An 18,963-nucleotide genomic window follows, 5' to 3' on the forward strand; every position below is an offset into this window, starting at 1 on the left:
GATGGAGAGGAGGTGCCAACAGTCGACCAGAGCGCTGCTTGATCAGGCCTGTTGAACACCAGAATTGACAATAACTCCCCCGGTTGTGGGGGGCGCCTCAATGTCATTTGCCACTGTTTTCCATTTCAGAAAAACAAACTATGTCCGGGATAAGTGAAATACAAAAGCCATCGGGACTCTCTCTTGTCATGGCACCCAACAACGATTTATCGCTATTAAAATTCGTAAAGCAGCTAGCGCCTTTAACGGTGAGTTAGCAAGTTGAGGACGGGCATTCATCAATCAAACCGGATCATCAGCTCAGTTAGTCCTTAATTATTGCTTGCTTCTCAATTAGCCAAGTTATTTGTTCATCAGGAACCTGTACACACCTCTTACTGGAAAACAACTGAAATGCTTCCATTGGCTCTAGCCCTGAACGCAGTAAAATAGCGGCGGCTACCATACCGGTACGACCAATCCCCGCGCGGCAATGCACAACCGTATGTGAACCCTTAATAAATTCCGCATGAAATTCTTCACCATTATCGAAAATCGTCCCACAGACTGAGGAGCGCCCCTATCGACGAATGGGTAGGAAACAAAGTCAAGAGCATTTTTTACGGCCAATTCACGCTCACTACCCAGATCCAATTTTTGCGCCTCCTGAACTTCAAGCAAAGAAACTATTTTATTGATACCCAGATTTGCAATCCCAGAAAACTTTTCTTAAATCCACTCGCCAGATATGGGCTTTACCATAATATTCAAAGACCCCGCCCCAAGAAGGCAGATCTGGTAGATATCTGGAATCATAATAAAAGACACTGAAATAACTTTAAGAAAGCAGATAGCACGGCCAGTGCTATCTGCATATAGCGGGAAGCGACAATGGAAAAATACTTTATCCTGGACTAGCGTCCTTTGACCAAATAGGCGATCGCTCTATCCAAACCCTCCAGGGTCATCGGATACATATGTTCATCGACCAATCGATGTGTCATACCAATACTCGGTGTATACTGCCAGTATTCCTCGCCCACTGGATTCAGCCAAATTAAATTACTGTAGATATCAGTAATGCGCTCCATCCAAATCGCACCAGGCTCTTCATTCATGTGTTCGACGCTGCCGTAACGGCTGGTGATTTCGTAAGGTGCCATTGAGGCATCGCCAACAAAAATTACCTTGTAGTCCTTACCATAAGTGCGCAGTATTTCCAGCAGTGGCGTATTTTCGCTGAAGCGACGTTGATTGTCTTTCCATACATGCTCGTAAACAAAATTGTGGAAATAAAAGTATTCCAGATGCTTAAACTCTGAGCGGCAAGCAGAGAACAGCTCTTCACATACACGCACATAGGGGTCCATAGAACCGCCCACATCAAAAAAGATCAGGACTTTTATCGCATTATGTCGCTCGGGCACCATTTTAATATCCAACAAACCGGCATTGCGCGCAGTCGAGGAGATGGTGTTGTCCAGATCCAGTTCTTCAGCTGCACCAGTACGGGCGAATTTACGCAACTTGCGCAGGGCCACTTGTATATTGCGAGTGCCGAGTCCGATACTGTCATCCAGATTCTTGAATTGGCGCTTTTCCCATACTTTAGACGCCGATCGATTGCGGCCTTTGCCTCCGACCCGGATCCCCCCCGGATGGTAGCCACTGTTCCCAAAGGGACTGGTTCCGCCAGTACCAACCCAGCGATTGCCGCCGCTGTGACGCTTTTTCTGTTCCTCCAGGCGTTTTTTGAACTCCTCCAACAGTTTTTCCAATCCACCAAGGCTCTCAACTTGTGCCTTTTCCTCTTCGGTAAGCTGCTTCAGAAACTCTGCTCTTAACCAATCCTCAGGGATCATTTGCTCGACAATATCATCAAGAGTGTCTAAGCCCTTAAAATAGGCTTCGAAGGCACGATCAAACTTGTCGAAGTGTTTTTCATCTTTGACCAGACAGACACGGGCAAGGAAATAAAATTCCTCCAGGTCAGCAAATACTAAGCGTTGCTGTAAAGCCTCAAGCAAGGCCAAAAGCTCGGTGATGGATACCGGTAATTTGTAGCGGCGTAAATTCAGGAAAAAGCCAATCAGCATAATAATTCGCAGTCAGCATAAGGGAAAATGACTCTCGGTTTTACCGAGCGGAATATTCAATAGGGGCTCTAATTTACCCCTATTGAAGCATAACAACACTAAACTAGCGGTTGTCGCGTCGCGCCATAAAAGCCAGGCGCTCCAGCATATGGACATCTTGCTCATTTTTTAGCAAAGCGCCATAGAGAGGCGGAATTGCGTTGTTACTATCGCGATTTTTTAATACTTCTTCTGGAATATCATCTGCCATCAACAGTTTGAGCCAGTCAATCAACTCTGAGGTAGATGGCTTTTTCTTTAGGCCTGGCACTTCACGTAACTGGAAGAAAATATCCATCGCCTCTGCCACCAACTGCCCTTTAATATCCGGGTAGTGTACATCCACAATCCTACACATAGTGTCGCGGTCGGGGAAACTGATGTAATGGAAAAAACAACGGCGCAAGAACGCGTCCGGCAGCTCTTTTTCATTATTGGAAGTAATAATAACAATGGGGCGCTGCTTGGCTTTGATGGTTTCACCGGTTTCGTAAACAAAGAATTCCATACGATCCAATTCAACCAACAGGTCATTGGGGAATTCAATATCCGCTTTGTCGACCTCATCAATCAACAGCACTACGCGCTCGTCGGCTGCGAATGCTTCCCACAGTTTGCCACGTTTGATGTAGTTGCCAATATCTTGGACCTTATCCACGCCCAGCTGGGAGTCCCGCAGGCGTGATACTGCATCGTATTCATACAAGCCCTGTTGAGCCTTGGTAGTAGATTTAATGTGCCACTGAATAAGCTTTAAACCCAAGCTCTCCGCTACCTGCTCGGCCAGTAGTGTTTTGCCGGTGCCCGGCTCACCCTTGATTAATAGAGGGCGCTGCAGAGTAACGGCCGCGTTCACCGCCATCTGCAGGTCTTCGGTCGCTACGTAGCTTTCGGTACCGGTAAATTTCATAACTGCTCCAATCCTGTCATCGACACTAACTATCTCTATTGGCGAATGATAATTGATCAACAGGTGGAGTGGCGAGGCGGGAACGATCAATTTGGATGACCAGCCCGAGTAGGCCGAGGGCCGAGGGACGGGGAACCTGATCAGGCCATTTGGGTATTGCGCCGGTGCACAACCTGTCGCCCTTTGCCAGTAATATACCAGCGGATGCCCAGGTGGCTATGGATCTTACCGACCATCTCCAGCACCAACAGACTGTTCAAAGCTCGGGCAATAGAGTTGGTTTCCATACCACTGTCCTGCACCATGCCAGACAAAGAGCGGAACACGCATTCTCCGCTGTTCAATAAATGAAGTACTTGCAGCGCATTGTCATCCAGTTTACGAATCTGGTTAAAGTCGATCGCTGGGCCCTGTTCCGGGTCACCTTCGATCTCATGCTCAAGCAGCGGCATCATCTCCAACTGCATGGTGCGCAGTTCCTGCTCCATATTTTCAACACGAGCGCGGGCGATACTGGCATCGCGCAACTGACGTCGCGCCGCATTAAACACAAACATACGGGATGCTATAGCGGCAAGCAGGCAATAGCCGGTAAAAATCAACAGGCGCGACGGGTCTCCCTGGATTTCAATTAACAGATCACTTTGGGTAAATTTGAGGAAGATAGGCACCATTAGCGCCCCACACAGCCCCATGATCAGGCAACGTGCGAGGCCCGCCGGGTCTTCTTCGGTAAACAGCATTTGATAGTAATTAACTAAGCCGCCCAAAATGCCCGAAACCAGCATTACTGCCGTCAAGATAAGCAGGTGATCGAGCATCAATATTCCTCAGCCATTCTGGCTCTCACTGCCAATCCGTGGAAGTGGGTTTCAAACTGAACTTTGTACTCTTATGGCGGCTGTTCTTTAATCGTAAAACATACAACTGCCACCTATCGAACCAGGCCTGAGCGTAAAATCACAGAGAAGTGTTCGTGCGCTCCTACCAACGGGAGACATACTATTGATACAGACAGGTCATCTGTCAGCGAAACCTCTATCCAGAATACTTTCCGCGATCAACCGTCATTTCTTTTTACTGGGCACCGGCAACAAATCGAAAAATGACCTTTCTTATACTTTGATCTGCCCTGTGCCTAGCTTGGAACCAGCTTAATAGATATAGCAGCTGTCATTGCTTGCGGTTGTTTCTCGGAACGGTTTTTGCGCCTTTGATAGAAGCAGCCTAGAACTGACCACTATAAAAGCGTCGCAGTAGGATCTCAGAAGGGGGGTAGCTCGAAGTGTAAACAAGTTGGTGCCAGGCGATAGGCTGCTGTACAGATCCCACCGCCGAGTATCAGCTGAACAAAAAGGGCATGGCCGGGTTACTGCTCATTGAAGTAAGGGTCTTCATCGAAGCGGCGGCGCCTATCACTACGAAACCTCATCAGCAGGCTAGCCAGCCCCCAAACTACCATAACAGCCAAAGCTGCACCGGCAGCAAATACTAAATTGGCGGTTACTTCTGGCGCAGCACCATTTTCTTCAAAAAGGGTTTGGTAAACGAATAAAGGCAACACTGGCATGGCGACCGACTCAGCCAAAGAAGTCTTTGCCGGCACCAGCAATACAGCCGCAGTCAATAGCAGTAAAGTCTGACGCAGCCAGCCCCAACGCCACTTACGCATAAACCACCAGCCCGCCACCAAAACAACCAGTGTTGAGGCGACATATATCATCCAGGCAAATTGAAAATCTTCTGACATTCTCTCACTCTATTTTGTGGCATACCGATATCAATGCCAGGTTCACATGCACAAGTCTGTTACATTTTGTCGCTTGAAACATACCACTTCAAAAAACTACAGATAGCAATTACACAACAAGCTCACTGAAGCCATGAGGATTTCCACACATTATTGCGATAAAAGCTACGATAAGCAGCCCAGTTTTAGGTATCTACTAAAATTTTTCAGCCTTATCACAGCCTCTTTGGACGGAAAAAGTACCTCGGAGCCGGCTTCTGTAACAAGTTCATGGCTGCGGTCAATAACGCTGTGATGCAGTATCTCCATAAATACTTCTGCGGCTAAACACGCCGGAAATGCAGAACCAATCTCATAAACTGCCGTTCCGCAACGGTGAAAAAACCCTTTTCTCCAAAACAGCCCACTGATTGTAGAAGCCGGAATAACCGGTAATCCAGAATCTATGTACAGATGAAATGCACCTGCTTTCAAGCGCTGGGTATCACCGATACCAACACGCGTACCCTGAGGCTATACCAATAGAAGGCTTTTTTGCGCTTGTACAAGTTCACCCACACACTGCATATCAAGGTGTACATTTGTATCCTTGCGATCGACTCTAATGACTCGTATCTTCCTCAGAATCGGACCAATGATTGGCAGAGTAAAGAGTTCACGCTTGGCCAGCGCTGTAACATCACTGCGAAGCAGAAGGTCCAGATAACTCTGGTGCGCTGCTGCAAGTATCAGCGCACCCTCTTTTGGCAGATTTTCAATTCCCCTAAATTCACATTTGATGCCCATCACCCAGCGCGCGATTGTGCGAGTCCCCACGCAGTAATTCTTCACACCCCAGCGCACCAGGTCTCCCTTCCAAGGCAAAGGGGCAAAACTGCCAAGCCTAAAAATAGAAGACTCCAACTGTAGAAAGCCACGTTAAAAAAACTGACCGTATGCCATCAAGGACCCGCATGATATTGGTTGTCCTCGCAAATGCGATTTACCCTTGATAGTAATGTGCTCACATGCGAAAAGTGTTTTACTTTGATTATTCCAGGTCGCTGATCCTGCTTTCGATCAGCCCACTTCAACCCACGAGATAATGTGCTCTTCCATATCCTCAGGGTGAACTGATTTTTCGCTGACAACACGGCCTCGCACTGATATACCTGCCCGGTGTATCGATTCACGATCCCCTGATACCAAAGGGTGCCAGTCTGCAAGCGGACGACCCTCCGCGAGATTGCGGTAAGCACAGGTAACTGGCAGCCAGTCGAACTCAGCAATATCCTGTACACGTAGCCGAATACACCCGGGAACATATTTTTTCCGTTGGTTGTATTCGCTGCACTGACACGAGCGAGTATCCAGTAAACGACAGGCAACATTGGTCAGGTATACTTCACCGGTATCCTCGTCCTCAAGGCTGTGCAAGCAACAACGGCCACAACCATCGCAAAGAAGCTCCCACTCGGCCTGGCTCATTTGCTCCAGTGTTTTTCGTCGCCAGAAAGGCACCTGTGCCATTTAATCCTTCTCAGCGCTGCAACTTGCTGTTTTTAAGAGCAATTTCACGCATTTCGGAATCCTCGACCAGCGGCATCTGCAGGTAATAACCTCGCGCGCGCACCTCTTCTAAAACTTTGGCTGCATTCGCACGGGCTAACTTTTTGTCCGCGGTCATCAGCATAGTCGTAACATGCTTTGGACTGCCGAAAAGTTCCAACAAATTATCAGGAATTCGTGAGATGCCTTCCCGCTTGTCCACATACAGATACATTTCTTCTTTACTGGGGCTGCGATAAATGTCGCACAAAATTCTCACTTCAATTCCTCTTTGCGCAGTTGTCGCAGAGCCTCAAGCAGGGGCTGACCAATCACATCAGCTCTCCAGCCACCAAGCCGTCCTTCCAATTCCGGACGATCAGCCTGAACCAGGGCTTCCAACTCTTTCTTGCGAATTAATATTCCCGAGGGTAGTCCCGTACGCTCCGCAATATCACCCAACTCAAGACGTAATTGCTTGAGAACCTCCCCCTGTTGTCGGTTGAGAGGCTGACGCATGCGCGGAGGCGGATCCACTCTTTCGCAGGCATGCGATACAATCTTCAGGAGCGTATCGCCATGCTCTCGAAGTGCCCTTCCCTCTATGCCGAGCTGGCTTAATGCACCTTTATGACGGGGGAGCTGCTGGGCCAGACTGATACAGATAGCTTCCTTAAGCAGATGGTTGCGCGGCATATCCAAAACTCTGGCCTCTCGCTCTCGCCAGGCACAAACATCCTGTAGCACCGCCAATTGCTTGTTGCGCAAGCGCCAAGCACCCTTAACTTTTTGGTAGTAAACCTCTGCTGGGCTGGGATTTTGAGCCACGGTGACCAGCGACGCACAGTCCTCATGTAACCACTCCAGACGACCACGCTCACTCAAGTCTTTCAGCAGTACACCGTAAAGTACGGGCAACCAAGCCACATCCAGCGCGGCATAGTTTTTTTGTGCCTCACTGAGGGGTCTCTGCAGCCAGTCAGAACGGGTTTCGCTTTTTGGCAGATCGATACGTAGCAGCTGGTTAACCGTTGCCGCATAACCCAGTCCCGCTCCCATTCCGCACAAAGCGGCAGCGATCTGAGTATCAAAAATAGGCTCGGGAATAACGCCCAACAGGCGTTCCAGAGTTTCCAGGTCCTCGCTACAGCTGTGCATAACTTTGGTCACAGCGGTGTCGAGCAGCAGGTCCCGCAGAGGCTGTAAATCTGCGATAGCAAGATTATCGATCAGGTAGCAGTGCTTACCATCCCCAATCTGTACCAGCGCCGGCTGGGGGTAAAATGTGCGGCTCCGCATGAACTCAGTGTCCAGGGCCACAGCCCGCTGTTCACGCCAGCCGGCACAAAGGCTCGCCAGCTGCTCAAAACTATCGATCCAGCGCGGGGTGGTATCTATTTCAGTCATTGATATCACTTAGCTGCCTGGAAAAAATGCGGTTCGACTATTAAGGGCATGTGCGAGTGTGCCGCCGTCAATATATTCGAGCTCTCCACCAATAGGCACGCCATGGGCGATTCGGCTCACTGCCACACCCTGCACCCTTGCCCGCTCTGCAATATATTGCGCTGTCGCTTCTCCCTCAACGGTGGGGTTAGTTGCCACGATAAGCTCTCGCAAAGACTCTGTAGCAAGTCTCTGTTCTAGTAGGTCCATTCCCAGGTCCGCAGGCCCTACCCCGTCAATGGGCGATAAGTGTCCATGCAGTACAAAATAGCGACCATGGTAATTTCCCGCCTGCTCAATAGCCAACACGTCTGCCGGTGTCTCCACCACACAGAGAGAATCCTGCTCGCGACGACGATTGTCACACAGCGAACAGATCGCTTCTTCGGTCAGGGTCCGGCACTGCTGGCAACGGCCAACCCTCTCCACCGCCTGCGCTAGGCTATGGGCGAGTAGGGACGCCGCTTCAGGGTCTTTCTCCAGCAGATACATCGCCATGCGTTGTGCGGACTTGGGGCCTACACTCGGCAGGCAGCGCAGTGCGCGAATCAGCTCTTCTATCAAAGGACTAAACATACAAATCTAAAACCAGTGGATCAGCCACTTTTCAAAACGGGAACTTAAAGCCTTCAGGCAAATTGATGCCTGAAGTGAGGTCTCCCACCCCCTGCTTTTGCAATTCCTGCGTTTTTTCCTCTACTCGGCGCACCGCATCATTCACCGCAGCGGCCAGTAAATCCTCCAGCATCTCTTTATCTTCGGCGAGAAGAGAGGGATCAATTTCTACAGAAATAACATCGTGCCGACCATTCATCGTCACCTTGACCATTCCCGCACCAGATTCACCACAAATGCGAAGCTCATTAAGCTCCTGCTGAACCTTCTGCATTTTCTCCTGCATGTCAGCCTGCATTTTCTGGGCCTGCTGCATTAAATCGCCCAAACCTTTCATAGGTAACCTCTATCTTTGTAGGTGGCCCCGAGCTATGACTGTGGAGACCTACCTGTAATTAATCTGCGTCTACCAGAGACTCTACGGAATCTGGCACCAATTCAGCACTCAATTCAGCCTGCAGCTCCTGAACCAAAGGGTCAGCTAACAGTGCATCGTGGGCAGCTTCCAGTCGCTCCTGGCGCGTAGCAGCTACCAGTCTTGCGGGAGTGCTGCCATGCACCTGCCCCACTTGTATTTGTGCCACAACTGGCTGCTGGAAAAAATCCCCAAACAAATCCCCCAGGCGCCGCTGGTGAATTTCGTCGTAGAGGCTGCTATACGATTCATCCAGAGTAAAGGACAGTATATTGTCCTGCCGCCCCACCATCTCTAAATGCTGGGCGATGGAGTGTAATATACCGGTAATACCCAGCTGTCTATACATCACCGGCCAACTACCGGGAGTCAATGCTTCCAGCTGCGCCTTTGGCAACTCCTGGTTGTAAATTTTCGCTGCGGGCTCTTTCGAAGCGACCGCCGTCACCTCGACCGGCATTGACTCCACTTCAGCTACTCGCTGACGCAGCTCAGCCAGGACATCCTGGCGCTGAGGCCGCTGTTCCTGCCTCGCTTCCCGTTCATTCTGTAAAAGGGGAGCACTCGGAGCCGGTTCCTGCTCAAACTCTATCATCGACTCACCGATGCCAGTCTCTGGAACAGTTTGCTGTGGTGACTCCACTTCGGACCCCACCACCCGGTCGTATCCCGATGATTTCGAAACCTGTTTATGCGGGACTCTTTCAAGACCTGTCGCAACCGATCGAGCAGGCGGTTGCACCGCCTCAGGCTTTTTTGCCGGACTGACCTCCGAATTGGACATCGATGGCTGCTGCTCGCAGGGCAACGCGTCTACTCCCTTTGATTCAGCAGCTGGCAGTGGCGCACGCGGGATATCCGCAACCCCCTGCGGACGAAATGCCAACATACGCAACAACGCCATTTCAAAGCCACTTCGCTGATCCGGTGCCAGCGGCAGGTCGCGTCGTGCATGTAAAGCCATCTGGTAATACAACTGCACATTTTCTGGGCCGAGACGCTCCGCCAAAGCCCTAAGTTTCTCCCCGTCCCCAAGAGAGTTATCAATGGATTGAGGAAGGAGTTGCGCGACGGCTATGCGGTGCAGGTTATCTGCCAGCTCCACCAGCGCGGCACTGTAATCGGGCGCCTGTTGGGACAACTCCGCAACAACAGCAAATAACCCAGGAGCGTCTTCATCAGATAGGGCCTGCAACAACTTCCAGACCAGTCTCGAATCAATACTACCGAGCATACCGCGCACTTCAGCTTCAGTGATTTTTCCACCACCAAAGGCGATCGCTTGATCGGTAAGACTCATCCCGTCACGCATACTGCCATCGGCAGCCCGAGCGAGGTGCCAGAGAGCTCCATCTTCAAATGGGACTTGCTCCTGCTCCAGGACAAATTTCAAATGCCCCACAACCCGCTCTGGGCTCATATTCTTTAACTTAAACTGGAGACAGCGAGACAGCACTGTGACCGGCAACTTCTGTGGATCAGTGGTCGCCAGAAGAAACTTCACATGGGGGGGCGGCTCTTCCAGTGTCTTCAATAACGCATTGAAAGAGCTGTTGGACAGCATGTGTACTTCGTCAATCAGGTAGACTTTATAGCGGCCTCTTGTGGGAGCGTATTGCACGTTCTCAAGCAGTTCCCGGGTATCCTCCACCTTGGTACGGGAAGCCGCATCCACTTCGATAAGGTCAACAAAACGGCCATCGGCAATTTCATTACAGGCATGACATTGACCACAGGGCTCGGAACTGACCCCTTCTTCACAATTCAGGCACTTCGCCAGGATTCTCGCGATAGTGGTCTTTCCCACCCCACGAGTGCCAGCAAACAGGTAAGCATGGTGTAGACGTTCATTATCCAGGGCATTGATCAGCGCCTGGAGCACATGCTCCTGCCCCACCATCTCGCGGAACAGCCTTGGGCGCCACTTCCGTGCCAGTACTTGATAACTCATTTAATCTCCGGTGCTCGACACACCTCTGCAAAATCTTGTCGTCTACGCCTGTGGCGCGGCCGCCATTATACCGGCATCGACCTCGAGGCATAGGGAATCGAAAGGTGTGACCAGTCAAGTTCGATCGTGCCTCTCGTAGCCAAACCAATGCTTGTGATATAACTGTGCGCCAACTCGCACTAAGAACAATCAGTCCATAACTACAGCGAGTCGGGTACGGGGATCACGATCAGTAATGAATAAGGCCAGGAAGACGCTTCTCGAACGGCTGTTTACCGAGCACGGACAGGCCTTGGTACGCTTTGTCTCTCGCATTGTCAAAAGTCCTGACGATGCCGAAGATATCGCCCAGCATGCCTATCTGCGCCTGCAAAAACTCAGCGATGAAAAAGAACTCGACAACCCCCGGGCCTACCTCTACCAAATAGCCAACAACTTGGCGGTGGACCAATTGCGTCGCGGCAAGCTGCATGTCGAATACATCAACCAACAAGCACCGCTGGACAGCGCCCCCTATACCGATGAACACGCCGACCATCAGTCCCCCGAAAGACTGTTGGCAGCCCGTCAGCAGCTGCAGTCCATTTACGACACCATGGACAAGCTGCCTCTCAAGTGCCGCCAAGCATTTTTGCTACACAGAACCCGGGGGCTGTCCTATAGCGAAATAGCCCAGGAAATGAATATTTCAGTGAGCAGTGTCGAAAAGTATATTTTGCAGGCTTTAAAGGCATGTCGGAAAAAAGTCGCTCCTGAGAGGTAGCTATCCGAGGGGGGCAGTCATTCAAGTAAGGCATTCGCGGCCTATTTTTAAAAACGACTTTAGGGTAAAGCCGCAGAAAATGGTCACATCAATCTAACATTCAACATGAAAATTAGTTGAGGGGGGAGCCTCTCCGGCCGTCTCAGCTTCCAAGGCCAGAAAGAGAAAATTGAACACTCTGAATTTTGCACTGAATACAGAATTTTTTACTGCAAAACATGAAGAATGTGTTGAAATTGTTTTCTGATCTAGCTTTTTGCGCCAAACAGAACGTACAAATCACATTTTTTTGAGTAAGATGCCACTTTAGGCACCTTTGTACCAAGTAAGCTTTTGAAGACCCAAGGTATTAGAGCAGCCATGACAACTAACCCCAAGCAAGCAGTAAGCGAAGATAGCCTCGACCAGGCTTGTGCTTGGGTTGTGCGCCTGCGTTCAGGCTCAGTAAGCGCAGCTGACCACCGCGAATTCAGCCAGTGGATAACCTACTCAGAAGAAAACCACCTCGCTTTTTCTGAGATTACTGAACTCTGGGGAGATCTGGGTGCCCTATCCCATCTACCAATCGACCAGCTGTTCCCCGAGAGCGCTCCATCTCAGAATCCGAGTGCTTCGGACTTTACCGCTCAAAGATCCGCCCTCCCCCATGTAAGGGGATACAAATCTGAAGAACGCCTGCGGGCATTACCTAAATGGTTGATTGGAGGAGGACTGGCAACTTGCGGGGCAGTGATCGCTCTCTGGGTAGGCTATCAAGGCATAAACAGCCAACCTCAGGCACAGATATTTGTGACCGAGCGTGGCCAGGTGCAAACTATTGACCTTTCCGACGGTTCAGAAGTAAAGCTGAATTCCAATAGCGAGTTGAGAGTGATTTATAGCCGCAAAGAGCGGCGCACCCAGCTAGTCCGGGGAGAAGCTTTCTTTGAGGTCGCCAGGCAGACTTCTCGACCCTTCACCGTAGTCGCAGGTAGTGCCAATATTCGCGTTTTGGGTACCGAATTTAATGTCGAGCTCAACCCTGAAAACACGCGAGTGTCCGTCGTAGGCGGTACAGTTTCAGTCAGTGAAGCCAGCAGTGCTGCCGGTCTTAAACCCGAGTCAGTGCAACTCGTTAAGAACCAGAAAGTCAGCGTCTCCGATAGAGGGCTTACCCCTATCGCTCACACCTCCCCAGAGGAAGCCACCGACTGGACAAGGGGCACGCTGGTTTTTGAAAGAACTCCCCTCAAAGATGCGCTTATGGAGCTTAATCGCTATCTCAGTATCCCTGCTACCGCATCCCCGCAGGTAGAAAACCGACTAATCTCGGGAACCTTTGAGATCTCCGACCCAGATAACACACTCAAGGCAATTGCTACCGCCCTGGACTTACAACAAGATCACAGCGACTCCAACCTGACTATCTTGTCTCCTACGAATAACTAGGTTATAACCGTCGCCCACGGCGGTTGTTTATTATCTAGGCGAAACTAACCCGTCATAAAACCAGAATATAGCGATAGTAATGCTGCGCCCCAGTGTGCAGCATTGATAACAGCGGGCACTCCATTGACTCTCAAGCACTGGATAACATTATCCCTTGCCATAGCGCTAGCTCACCCCGGCGGCGCCTCAGCTCTATGCCCAAAATCTGGGATTCAGATACCCAAGGGGAGCCTCTCTCAAGCACTGATATCCCTAGGACAGCAGTGTGAAATCTCACTACTAGTACGAACCTCATCTGCAGCCAACTACCGAGTAAGCCGACAGACGCTACAGAGCCCGGACGGCCAATTTGAGTCAGCCTTAAAAGAATTACTCAAGGAAGTACCCCTTTCCTACAAAAGGGTGGGGGCATCATCAGTTGCCGTAATTGAGCCCCCCGCCACAAACAGACTATCCCAAGAACTACCTGAAAACGCACAAACGGAAGAGGTCACTGTAACCGGCCAGAGCCTGACCGGCAGCCACTTACGCCACTTTCAATCAGACGGATACCTACCTGTCGACCGACTCTCACGTGATCAACTGGAAATGACCGGCGCTCAAACTATAGCTGACTTGCTCAAATTTCTACCGGCAATATCCGGTAACTCAACAAGCACCTCTGTCAGCCAAGAAAGTGATGGAACTGCGACCGTTTCACTTCGCGGCCTTCCAGCAAATAGCACTTTGGTACTTATCAATGGGAGACGCATTATTAGCGATGGGTTCAAAGGGGAGGCAACAGACCTCAACACCATTCCCCTTGCCTTGGTTGAGCGGGTCGAAATATTAAAAGACGGGGCCTCGGCGGTATATGGCTCAGACGCCATTGCCGGAGTGGTCAACATCATCCTGCAAAGGGATTTTGAAGGACTCTCAGTAAAGAGCTTTTTTGGTCAAACCCCGCACAGCGATCGCGAGAGTGAGTCTCACAACTTAACCTGGGGCTGGAGAGGGGATCGCGCCCATGTGATGCTCAATCTTTCGCAAAATAAACAGGGGGCGGTGATGAGCCGTAACCGCAACCTATCAAGTTCGGCCGATAGCCGCGCTCTAGGGGGCTCTGACCAGCGCTCATCGGCTATTCCAGAAGGATTTATTGCCCTTGGGGAAAATGACGTAATAACCAGTCTTTCGGCCGGCCTCTATCAAGATTGGTCCACCGAAGACAAATTTGACTATAGTGACTATTCTTCCGCAGTCACTCCCACACAGAATGACTCCATCTACATAGCCGGAAACTTGGATATTGGCGATAGCTCAGTCGCCTTCTCTGAAATCATGGGTGTACGATCAACCGGAAAGTCCACCTCAGCTCCAACACCTGTATTTACTCACTTTGATAATGGTGACCTGACAATATCTGCCGACAACCTTTATAACACCTTCGATCAGGATATCTATGATGTACGGCGGCGTATCATTGAATTGGGACCTCGTGTACAGAACAACCAAACAAACTCGTGGAGGTTTAATACTGGGCTTAAAGGCTTCTGGGATGAATGGCAGTGGGAGCTGGGTGCCTCGATTCATCGAGCCTATAAAAAGGAAACTTTAAGTAACGTCATAGACCCATACGCTCTATCTACAGGTCTCAAAGGGCCAGATACTTGCAACGCCACAATTTCCTGTATACCCATTAACTTACTGGGCCCCAGTGGCAGTATCGACCCAAACCAGCTGGACTATATACGCGGCAAAAGCGTTACCACCAGCAACTCCCGCATGACATCACTTACATTTATTACCGATGGTATCGTTAAGAAAATACCTGCCGGTAACATCCTCGCAGCTGCCGGAATAGAGTTTAGGCGAGAGAGCGTCAGCCTTCGATCCAATGACAATACTGGACTCTCATTTATCGGGGGGCACGCTCCTGGCTCTACCGAGGGAACCCGAACTATCAAAGAAGCATTTGCCGAGGTATCGGTACCTATTATTTCAGAAAAACTGTGGTTTGATGGGGCCATCCGAACCTCTTATTACAATGATTTTGGAGATACCAGCAATCCAAAGCTCGCTATTAGATGGAAGCCCGCACCCTCACTACTGGTTCGCAGCAGTTATACCGCCGGGTTTAGGGCCCCGACGCTGACAGACATGAACCAGCAAGGCTACCAAACCCAAGAGTTTTTATTTGACCCCTGCACCAGCTCAAATGCCAGCTCCCTTCCCGGTTGCCTAGCGCAGGCCGACAATTCACGAATACAGTATTTAACAGAATTTAGCGGCAACCCTGATCTCAAACCGGAAACATCCCGCACGGCTTCTCTCGGCGTGACCTGGCAGCCACCCGACATAGCAGGGTTTACCGCAACGCTCGACTTTTACGATATTGATGAAGATCAGGTCATAGGTACCAACCCCCAGTTTTTGCTGGATCAAAATGCATACTTCAACCTATATACCGATCTGGTCGTTCGTGATGGAAACGGTGATATCACCCAAATCTACGCATCCCGCATCAATCAAGGTAGCCGGGAAATTCGAGGATACGACACGGCCTTTCGCTATGAATTTCAGACCGGTGATAACAGCCAGCTTCAGCTGGCCCTCAACATCAGCCGAATGCTACATTACCTTAACCAAAGCTCTCCCGAGTCAAATCAAAAGGACTTTGTCGGAACCTTCACCGATATCTCCAGCGGGGGGGTTGGTTCACTCCCCAAATGGAAGGCGAATGCAGGTGCGTATTGGAATAGGGGCCCTTGGAATGCGGGCTATACCATACACTACGTAGGAAGCCTGACAGAGGCCTTCACCAATCAAGACGGCACTGATGGCGCGCGAAAAATTAGTGACTGGTCATCTCAGGACATCCAGATTTCCTACACTCCTAGCGAACCGCTAAAATTTGCCATTGGTATAAACAACCTGCTAGACACCCCCCCTCCCTTCGCTTCAACCTCAGTCAGCGATAACTACGACTATCAGACGTACGACCTTACCGGCCGATTCCTATATGGAAGCATCTCCCTCAGGTTCTGAGCCTACCTCTCCCAGTCCTACCTCCCCAACTAAAAAGCATTAAAAAAAGCCACTTCGTTCAAAAATCAACCAGAAAGGGACCTGGCAGTCCTGACAATACGTAGTATTGGAAAAAAAATGCGATTCTTTTGAGGGGTTCTCCCCGCCAATCGTTAACAAGAGTGTTGGGAGGGAAGTGGCCGCTTGGGGGTAGCTACTTCCGGCAATCGTCATAAACGACAAAAGACTATAAATCCAACGATCAAGAGAGGATTGACAATGAAAAAGAACCTACTGTCTGCAGCTGTTAAGGGGGCTTTGGGCCTTACCGCAGCAGCGATCATGATTCCGGCTACGCCCGCTTTCGCTCAAGAAGACGCCGCTCTCGTAGAGGAAGTTGTTGTAACTGGCTCCCGTATTAAGCGCACAAATTTCGATGAAGCCGCGCAAGTAGTCAGCATGGACCGCGCCGATATTGACGCTGCTGGCAGCCTAATGATTGCTGACACCCTACGCAATACTCCTCTGAACTCTCTGGGTTCTTTCAGCGAGCGCTCTGGCAGCTCCGCTCAGTCCAACGCGACTGTTGATCTGCGCGGTCTTGGCGAACAGCGTACCATGGTAATGCTGAATGGCCGCCGCCTACCCGGCTCCCCGAACTTGGGCGCCGCAACTATTAACCTGAACATGATCCCGATGGCAGCCGTTGAGCGCATCGACATCCTCGCCGATGGCGCATCCGCTGTTTACGGTTCAGACGCAGTTGCCGGTGTGGTCAACATGGTAATGCGCGAGAACTTCGATGGCCTCGAATTCTCTGTGCGTCGTGGCGACCGCTCTGAAGACGATGGTGCCGAAGAGTCTTTCAGCTTTGTTACTGGTATCAGCAGTGATCGCGGCAATATCACTTTTGCCGCAGAATTTGACCGTCGCGACCCAATTTTTGATGCGGACCGCGATTACACCGCCGCCTGGGCTCAGGACCAGGATGGCGATGGCAAGATAGACACGTACAACGACACTGAGGGCTACTCTTACTACGGAAGAACTGTCCTCCTTTCAGATGCTGAAACAGAGTACGAGTCATACCGCGCTGCTAGCAGCTGTGGTTCTGAGCCTCTGTTCGCAGAGCAGGGTGCTGCAGCTTTCGGTGACAGCGATGGGACCTTGTGTTCTTACGCCTATGGCAATATCTCTGCAAATAAAGCAGAGCTAAAGCGCGTTAATACTTTCCTGAACGCCAACTACGAAATCTCTGACAAAGTAGAGCTATTCTCCAGCGTTCTCTTCTCCAAAGTAGAGTCTTTCGGCCGCTATGCTCCACCGGCTGCTACCTGGTCTGACCTGCCTGTTGACTATGCGGACAACCCGTTCTCCGAAGACGAAATCAATGCGCTGATAGCCGACGGTACAATCACCGAAGACTACGCCCTGACCGGCTACTACCGCTGGAATAATATTGGCCCTCGTGACAACGTTGTTACTGACTACCAATATGACTTCACCCTTGGTCTTCGCGGCGACTTGTCCGACAACGTAAGCTATGAAACTTACTTGCAAACCGGCCGTTATGAATCCAAAGAGTTTGGTAGCTACTACTTGTCCTACCCAGGCCTGGATTCCGTACTTGCAGACGGTATGGACCCAACCTCCGACGCAGCTGCGGAGGTGATGAAGGCCACCACCTCCCAAGATAACTACACCGCTATGTCCAAAGCATATGGCCATGTGCAGTTTGGCGTAGGAGACTTCTTCGGCGCAGGTGAAACCCTGGTACTGACTGGCGCCGAAGCTTACAGCATGGAGTACGGTAACCAGTACGATGCAGGCTCTGAAGCTGGCCTTGTTGGCGGTAGCGCCGGTAACTCTTCCAGCGGTGATCGCGATGTTGTCGCTCTGTTTGCCGAGGCCATTGTTCCAGTAACCGATGCCATCGAAGTTAGTGCTGCACTTCGCTACGATGACTACAGTGACTTCGGTTCCAATATTGCTCCAACTCTATCTGCGAGCTACCGTGTGCTCGACACACTTAGCCTGCGTGCTCGCGTTGGTAAAGGATTCCGTGCTCCGGCGCTCGACGAACTATACGGTCCATCCCAGTTTTCAGCCGAAACAGCCACCAACCCAAATACTGGTCTCCGCAGACAATGGGATATCTATTACTCCACCAGTGAAGACCTGGAAGCGGAAACATCCACTTCTATGTCTATCGGCGGTAACTGGGAGTTTGCTGATAACTGGAATGTAGATCTCAGCATCTGGAACGTTGAAGTTGAAGATGTCATTCTGCAGCCCGAAGTTCAGGATATCTTCTACGCCTGGGCTTCAGGTGTTGATCTGCCTGAAGCAACTGGCGTTTACTTCACTGGTAACGGTAATAGCGCAGCAACTGTCTTCTACTCTCAAAGCACTAATGCCGGCGTCCTGGATGTAACTGGTATTGATATCAAAATTGACGGCAGCGTCGAACTTCCTTTTGGTATGCTTAACTTGGGTTCTTTCGTGAGCCACCAGCTCTCTTATGAGAAAGAGGCGTATTTCGAAGGCCCTGTACAAGACATTGCCGGCTTCAACTTATACCCAGATCTTCGTGCTCAATTTACTGTGGGCTGGAGTATGGATCAACATGCGGTGGACCTGACTGTTGACTACGTTACTAGCCACGATGAATTCACCACTGTTACTGATAGCGGCTCTTTAGTTAAGAGCGGTGACGATCTGGACACCTGGACCACCATGAACCTGTCTTACAGCTTTGATACCGAGTCTTACGGCCTGATCAAACTGGGCGCTCGTAACCTGACCAATGAAGAGCCAGTACTGGATAAAGATGGTAAATTCTCGTCTGACCACTACAACCTGTATGACAATACCGGTCGTGTTCTGTACGCTGAGTACACTATGAGCTTCTAAGAGTTCATTCTCTCTGAAGACAAAAAGGGCCGGCTCTGCCGGCCCTTTTTCGTTCGAGAAATACCGAGAGAAAATAGCTTCCCACTCCTCAATCAGTAACACACTATAAAGAATCAGTGTTAGCT

The 18,963-nt window shown here is 50.5% G+C and carries 17 protein-coding genes; 4 read left to right on the plus strand and 13 right to left on the minus strand.

Translation table 11 applies throughout. The features are described 5' to 3' along the window. Positions 1–304: 304 nt before the first annotated feature. The 13 genes from MO867_RS23910 to dnaX form a co-directional block, all read right to left on the minus strand. Positions 305–478: a protein-tyrosine phosphatase family protein gene (locus MO867_RS23910; protein ID WP_373565862.1), complete on the minus strand. Its 174-nt coding sequence runs from the start codon at positions 476–478 to the stop codon at positions 305–307. A 415-nt stretch (positions 479–893) separates the two neighbouring features. Next, complete coding sequence (locus tag MO867_RS04585) at positions 894–2,075, minus strand: vWA domain-containing protein (RefSeq protein ID WP_252465057.1); 1,182 nt, start codon at positions 2,073–2,075, stop codon at positions 894–896. A gap of 103 nt (positions 2,076–2,178) precedes the next feature. Further along, positions 2,179–3,024 carry an AAA family ATPase gene (locus MO867_RS04590; protein ID WP_252465058.1) on the minus strand — a complete coding sequence of 282 codons (846 nt, stop codon included), beginning with the start codon at positions 3,022–3,024 and terminating at the stop codon, positions 2,179–2,181. Between the two features lie 140 nt (positions 3,025–3,164). Then, entirely contained in the window at positions 3,165–3,845 is a 681-nt protein-coding gene (locus tag MO867_RS04595; RefSeq protein WP_252465059.1) for a YEATS-associated helix-containing protein, read from the minus strand. Between the two features lie 548 nt (positions 3,846–4,393). Next, a complete protein-coding gene (locus tag MO867_RS04600) occupies positions 4,394–4,774 on the minus strand; it encodes a hypothetical protein (protein WP_252465060.1) in 381 nt (126 codons plus the stop codon). 165 nt (positions 4,775–4,939) lie between these two features. After that, positions 4,940–5,248 (minus strand): hypothetical protein, encoded by a 309-nt coding sequence (locus tag MO867_RS04605; protein WP_252465061.1) that lies wholly within the window; start codon positions 5,246–5,248, stop codon positions 4,940–4,942. A gap of 39 nt (positions 5,249–5,287) precedes the next feature. Continuing rightward, positions 5,288–5,605, minus strand: a complete 318-nt coding sequence (locus tag MO867_RS04610) for a lysophospholipid acyltransferase family protein (RefSeq protein ID WP_252465062.1) — start codon at positions 5,603–5,605, stop codon at positions 5,288–5,290. Between the two features lie 228 nt (positions 5,606–5,833). Continuing rightward, on the minus strand, positions 5,834–6,283 hold the full coding sequence (locus MO867_RS04615) for a YcgN family cysteine cluster protein (protein WP_252465063.1): 450 nt from the start codon (positions 6,281–6,283) through the stop codon (positions 5,834–5,836). Positions 6,284–6,293: 10 nt separating this feature from the next. Continuing rightward, positions 6,294–6,581 (minus strand): YcgL domain-containing protein, encoded by a 288-nt coding sequence (locus tag MO867_RS04620; protein WP_252465064.1) that lies wholly within the window; start codon positions 6,579–6,581, stop codon positions 6,294–6,296. After that, on the minus strand, positions 6,578–7,708 hold the full coding sequence (gene rnd / locus MO867_RS04625) for a ribonuclease D (RefSeq protein ID WP_252465065.1): 1,131 nt from the start codon (positions 7,706–7,708) through the stop codon (positions 6,578–6,580). Before rnd ends, MO867_RS04620 begins: the two co-directional genes overlap by 4 nt. Before the next feature lie 9 nt (positions 7,709–7,717). Next, entirely contained in the window at positions 7,718–8,323 is a 606-nt protein-coding gene (gene recR / locus MO867_RS04630; protein ID WP_252465066.1) for a recombination mediator RecR, read from the minus strand. 31 nt (positions 8,324–8,354) lie between these two features. Then, positions 8,355–8,699 (minus strand): YbaB/EbfC family nucleoid-associated protein, encoded by a 345-nt coding sequence (locus MO867_RS04635; protein ID WP_252465067.1) that lies wholly within the window; start codon positions 8,697–8,699, stop codon positions 8,355–8,357. A gap of 58 nt (positions 8,700–8,757) precedes the next feature. Continuing rightward, positions 8,758–10,728 (minus strand): DNA polymerase III subunit gamma/tau, encoded by a 1,971-nt coding sequence (gene dnaX, locus MO867_RS04640; protein WP_252465068.1) that lies wholly within the window; start codon positions 10,726–10,728, stop codon positions 8,758–8,760. Between the two features lie 235 nt (positions 10,729–10,963). On the opposite strand from dnaX, the gene MO867_RS04645 reads away from it, so the two are divergent. The 4 genes from MO867_RS04645 to MO867_RS04660 all read left to right on the plus strand — a co-directional run bounded on the left by MO867_RS04645 (position 10,964) and on the right by MO867_RS04660 (position 18,838). Beyond that, positions 10,964–11,491: an RNA polymerase sigma factor gene (locus MO867_RS04645; protein WP_252465069.1), complete on the plus strand. Its 528-nt coding sequence runs from the start codon at positions 10,964–10,966 to the stop codon at positions 11,489–11,491. Between the two features lie 360 nt (positions 11,492–11,851). Beyond that, the gene (locus MO867_RS04650) at positions 11,852–12,919 is read left to right on the plus strand and encodes a FecR family protein (RefSeq protein WP_252465070.1); all 1,068 of its coding nucleotides are present in this window, start codon (positions 11,852–11,854) and stop codon (positions 12,917–12,919) included. A 123-nt stretch (positions 12,920–13,042) separates the two neighbouring features. Beyond that, positions 13,043–15,946, plus strand: a complete 2,904-nt coding sequence (locus MO867_RS04655; RefSeq protein ID WP_252465071.1) for a TonB-dependent receptor — start codon at positions 13,043–13,045, stop codon at positions 15,944–15,946. A 258-nt stretch (positions 15,947–16,204) separates the two neighbouring features. Next, entirely contained in the window at positions 16,205–18,838 is a 2,634-nt protein-coding gene (locus tag MO867_RS04660; protein WP_252465072.1) for a TonB-dependent receptor domain-containing protein, read from the plus strand. The last annotated feature ends 125 nt before the right edge of the window (positions 18,839–18,963 follow it).

The organism is Microbulbifer okhotskensis (assembly GCF_023895975.1).
GTDB classification, from domain to species: Bacteria; Pseudomonadota; Gammaproteobacteria; order Pseudomonadales; family Cellvibrionaceae; genus Microbulbifer; species Microbulbifer okhotskensis.